4 protein-coding genes and 3 tRNA genes are annotated in these 3793 nt (G+C 57.5%); all 7 read left to right on the top strand.

Going from position 1 to position 3793, the window contains the following annotated elements; genetic code table 11:
* Positions 1 to 473: 473 nt before the first annotated feature.
* Complete coding sequence (gene birA / locus EGJ86_RS12100; protein ID WP_125835263.1) at positions 474 to 1439, top strand: bifunctional biotin--[acetyl-CoA-carboxylase] ligase/biotin operon repressor BirA; 966 nt, start codon at positions 474 to 476, stop codon at positions 1437 to 1439.
* Positions 1429 to 2178 carry a pantothenate kinase gene (locus tag EGJ86_RS12105; protein ID WP_125835264.1) on the top strand — a complete coding sequence of 250 codons (750 nt, stop codon included), beginning with the start codon at positions 1429 to 1431 and terminating at the stop codon, positions 2176 to 2178. The genes birA and EGJ86_RS12105 overlap by 11 nt, the downstream gene beginning before the upstream one ends.
* An 8-nt stretch (positions 2179 to 2186) precedes the next feature.
* The gene (locus EGJ86_RS12110) at positions 2187 to 2873 is read left to right on the top strand and encodes an SPOR domain-containing protein (RefSeq protein WP_099526825.1); all 687 of its coding nucleotides are present in this window, start codon (positions 2187 to 2189) and stop codon (positions 2871 to 2873) included.
* Between the two features lie 141 nt (positions 2874 to 3014).
* Positions 3015 to 3099: transfer RNA gene (locus tag EGJ86_RS12115), tRNA-Tyr, on the top strand.
* A gap of 24 nt (positions 3100 to 3123) precedes the next feature.
* A tRNA-Gly gene (locus EGJ86_RS12120) sits at positions 3124 to 3197 on the top strand.
* Between the two features lie 26 nt (positions 3198 to 3223).
* Positions 3224 to 3299 (top strand) — tRNA-Thr (locus EGJ86_RS12125).
* An 84-nt stretch (positions 3300 to 3383) separates the two neighbouring features.
* Positions 3384 to 3793 (top strand): GTP-binding protein (locus tag EGJ86_RS12130; protein ID WP_125835320.1); only part of this gene is annotated, 410 nt, incomplete at its 3' end.

Here is a 3793-nt window from a genome sequence, read left to right on the forward strand (position 1 = left end):
TATACGAAACCCCAGATCGCGAAAGCTGTCTGGGGTTTCTTCTTTGCAGTGTGGAAAACACTCTCAGGCCATCGCGTTGGGGGCGCTGCGCGCACCGGAAAAGGCCGGTGGCCGTGGTGCGCATGGCGCACCCTACGTAGCTTCGCGAGCAGAGCTCGCTCCTACGGGGCATCAGCGCTCACCTCGGATTTGGGTTGCGGGAAACGCGCTCATGTAATCGCGTAGGGTGCGCTGCGCGCGCCGACATGGTGGGGTTATTGTGGTGCGCGGGGCGCATCCTACGGGGTAGTGCGTTATCGGCATCAAGAAAAAGGCCACCTGAAGGTGGCCTTTGCTGTTTATAGGTCCAGAGGGTGTGGTCCTGTGCGTGGGTCAGGATCTTTCCTTTATATAGCTTTCTTATGCTTCCCGTTTTCTATGCAAGCCGGAGCCTCATCGTTATCATGCCAGCCTTGTTCGTGGCGGGGCCTGGCATGCTGGAATTGTTGAAACTTCTGCAGGATGGTCGATTCCATTCCGGTGAAGCCCTGGGGGCGAAGCTTGGGATAAGTCGCAGTGCCATCTGGAAGCAACTGCAAGGCCTGGAGGCCGAGCTGGGGATCGAGGTGTTCAAGGTTCCTGGTCGGGGCTATCGGCTGTCTTCACCCATGGCTTTGCTCGATGCCGGAGATATCTCTCGTGGCGCTGATGGCTTGGATTGGCCGATCTCTGTTGAGTCCAGCGTGGATTCGACGAATGCCGAGATCTTTCGTCGCCTCGATGCTGGAGTGAGTGCGCCTTTAGTGCTGCTTGCCGAGCGTCAGACCGCTGGCCGTGGTCGGCGGGGGCGTGTCTGGGCCAGCCCTTTTGCCGAGAACCTTTATTGCAGTGTCGTTCTGCGTGTAGAAGGTGGGATGAGTCAGGTGGAGGCCTTGAGTCTGACTGTAGGCCTTGCTGTCGCTAAAGCACTGCAATCCTGTGGCGTCGATGGCGCGCGACTCAAATGGCCGAATGATGTGCTGGTTGAAGGGCGCAAGATATCCGGGATTCTCCTGGAGCTCGCCGGAGATCCGGCCGATGTCTGTCATGTGGTGATTGGTATCGGTATCAACGTCAACATGGCAGTCGATGCGCCCGCTGTTATTGATCAGCCTTGGACCTCGGTGCGCCAATGCCTTGGGCGGATGCTCGATCGTAATGAATTGGCTGCTGAGCTGTTGTTGCAGCTTCGGAGCAGTCTGTCCACTCATTGGCAGCACGGCTTTGCTGGTTTGCGCGAGGAGTGGGAAGCCTTGCATGCATGGCGTGGGCGTTCTGTGGCGTTGACGGCAGGAAGCAATGCGACGCTGGGTGTCGTGCTTGGAGTTGATGAGCGAGGCGCTATTAGGCTGAGCGTGGATGGCGTTGATCGCTCCTTCAGTGGTGGCGAGTTGAGCCTGAGGTTGCAACATGATTCTTGAGCTCGACTGCGGTAATAGCTTTATCAAGTGGCGGGTCATCTCCGTGGATGGAGCGCAGCGCCTTCTTGCCGGCGTGGTTGACTCCGATGCCGCGCTTTTCGAGTCTTTGGCTGCTGCGTCTGAGTTGCGGGTGAGTCGCTGTCGCCTGGTCAGTGTGCGTAGCGATGCTGAGACCGAGCAGTTGGTTGCGCGTATCCGTGATTCCTTAGGGGTGGATGCGGTCTGCGCTCAATCTGCTAGTCAGGTCGGGGTGGTGCAGAACGGTTATGAAGACTTCCGGCGCCTTGGTCTGGACCGTTGGCTGGCTGTGCTGGGTGCCTATCATCTGGGTCAGCGCGCTTGTCTGGTAGTGGATCTCGGAACTGCGGTGACCGCTGACTTCGTATCGGCCGATGGTAGGCATCAGGGTGGCTTCATCTGCCCTGGGTTGCCGCTGATGCGTGATCAGTTGAGCACGCACACTCGGCGTATTCGATACGATCGTCAGGTGGCGCTTGCTGCGTTGCAGGAATTGGAGCCTGGGCGCTCCACTGCGGAGGCTGTCGAGCGAGGTTGCGTATTGATGTTGCGTGGTTTTGTTGCCGAACAGTTGCTGCAAGCTCAGGCTCGTTTTCCTGAGGGCTTCGAGGTCTTCCTGACTGGCGGCGATGCGGGCCTGGTGCGAGACGTGGTTCCGGGGGCGCAGGTTGTTCCTGATCTGGTATTTGTCGGACTGGCTATCGCCTGTCCCTTGAGCTGAGGCGAGGCATGCGCTGGATTCTGCTATTGCTCCTGCTACTTAACGCTTTCTATTACGTCTGGCATCAGCAGCAGGGCCCCTTGCGCGCCAAGGAGGTGGCTCCAGCCGGTGCTTATCAGTCGGCGCGTAAAGATATTCGTCTGTTGAGTGAGGCGGATGCGCCGCGCGTGCGCGCAGAATCTTCGGCGCCGGCTGATGCCGTTGCTCCTGAGGCTGCAGTCTGCCTCTATCTGGGGAGTTTCGAAGAGGAGTCGAGAGCCAGGGTTGTGGAGCAGCGGCTTTTGAGCTTGGACATCCAGGCTGAAGTGCGCAGCGTCGATGCTGCAGCCGGTGTCGAGTATTGGGTTTATCTGCCACCTCTGGCTTCGCGTCAGGCCTCGCTGAGGCAGTTGCGTGAACTGCAGGCCCGGCGTATCGATAGCTACATCATTACTCAGGGTGAGCTGGCGAACGGCATATCGCTGGGGATATTCCCTCGCAATGACTCGGCCAATAGCGTTATGCAGCGTTTGCGTGATGTGGGATACGAGCCGCAGATTCGCGAACTCTCACGTGCGCATCGCAGTTTTTGGGTGCGCGTGGCTCCGGAAAGTCGGCGCTTGGCTGACGAGTTTTTGCTTGGACGACTTGCCGGAGACTTCGCCGGTTTGCAGCATCAATTAATGCCTTGTGAAGGCGTTGCATTGCTCCAGTAGTTTGCATAGAATGGCGCCCGCTTCGCAGGGTGGTCAAAGTTGGTTCCCGGCGAAGATGTTGTCGAAGTAGCTAACCTCAAGATTTTAATGAGAAAAAGCTTGACAGCAGGGTGGCAGATCTAGAAAATGCCGCCTCACTTTGGAGGGGTTCCCGAGCGGCCAAAGGGATCAGACTGTAAATCTGACGTCATCGACTTCGAAGGTTCGAATCCTTCCCCCTCCACCAGATTCAGCGTGAGCTGCAAGCTCCGCGGGTATAGTTCAGTGGTAGAACCTCAGCCTTCCAAGCTGATGATGCGGGTTCGATTCCCGCTACCCGCTCCAGTTTGTGGTTGGCGCAACAGAGTTTGGCTCATGTAGCTCAGTTGGTAGAGCACACCCTTGGTAAGGGTGAGGTCAGCGGTTCAAATCCGCTCATGAGCTCCATCTAATGAAGGCAGATATGAAAGTATCTGCCTTTGTTTTAATGGCGGCATGGCTTGCTCAATTCTTCGCTAGGAGACGGTCAAGATGGCTAAAGAGAAATTCGAACGTAACAAACCGCACGTCAACGTTGGCACCATCGGTCACGTTGACCACGGTAAAACCACTCTGACCGCTGCTCTGACCCGCGTCTGCTCCGAGGTTTTCGGTTCGGCCAAGGTCGACTTCGACAAGATCGATAGCGCTCCAGAAGAGAAGGCTCGTGGTATCACCATCAACACCGCGCACGTAGAGTACGATTCGTCCGTACGTCACTACGCGCACGTTGACTGCCCGGGTCACGCTGACTACGTGAAGAACATGATCACCGGTGCTGCCCAGATGGACGGCGCGATCCTAGTCTGCTCGGCTGCCGACGGCCCGATGCCGCAAACCCGTGAGCACATCCTGCTGTCCCGTCAGGTTGGCGTACCGTACATCGTTGTCTTCCTGAACAA

It is taken from the genome of Pseudomonas sp. o96-267 (genome assembly GCF_003935465.1).
In the GTDB taxonomy this organism is placed as follows: Bacteria; Pseudomonadota; Gammaproteobacteria; order Pseudomonadales; family Pseudomonadaceae; genus Aquipseudomonas; species Aquipseudomonas sediminis.